1 protein-coding gene is annotated in these 228 nt (G+C 36.0%); it reads left to right on the top strand.

All coding sequences use genetic code 11. From position 1 onward, the window contains the following. Nucleotides 1-228 (top strand): AAA family ATPase (locus AOA60_RS33160; RefSeq protein WP_218240444.1); only part of this gene is annotated, 228 nt, incomplete at both ends.

Below are 228 nucleotides of genomic sequence, written 5' to 3'. Positions count from 1 at the left end.
ATTTTAGCAACATTTATTACTTAAACCTCCATTGTGATTACGAAACCCGAGAGATAAGGTTACGTGAAAGAGGCTGGTCAGAGGTTCTTATTGAAGAGCATAGAACGTTTGCTAACTGGTTATTAGAAAATGCAGATAAAGCGTATACACCACCTATGTCAACCGTTAATACATCTACTAATAGTGTAGAAGAGGTTGCAATTCATATTAAGAACTGGATCATGAAGA

This window comes from Pseudomonas sp. 2822-17 (genome assembly GCF_002742485.1).
GTDB classification, from domain to species: domain Bacteria; phylum Pseudomonadota; class Gammaproteobacteria; order Pseudomonadales; family Pseudomonadaceae; genus Aquipseudomonas; species Aquipseudomonas cyclaminis.
The sequence above is the reverse complement of the archived record's forward strand: the minus strand, read 5'-3'. Positions and strand labels throughout refer to the sequence as shown.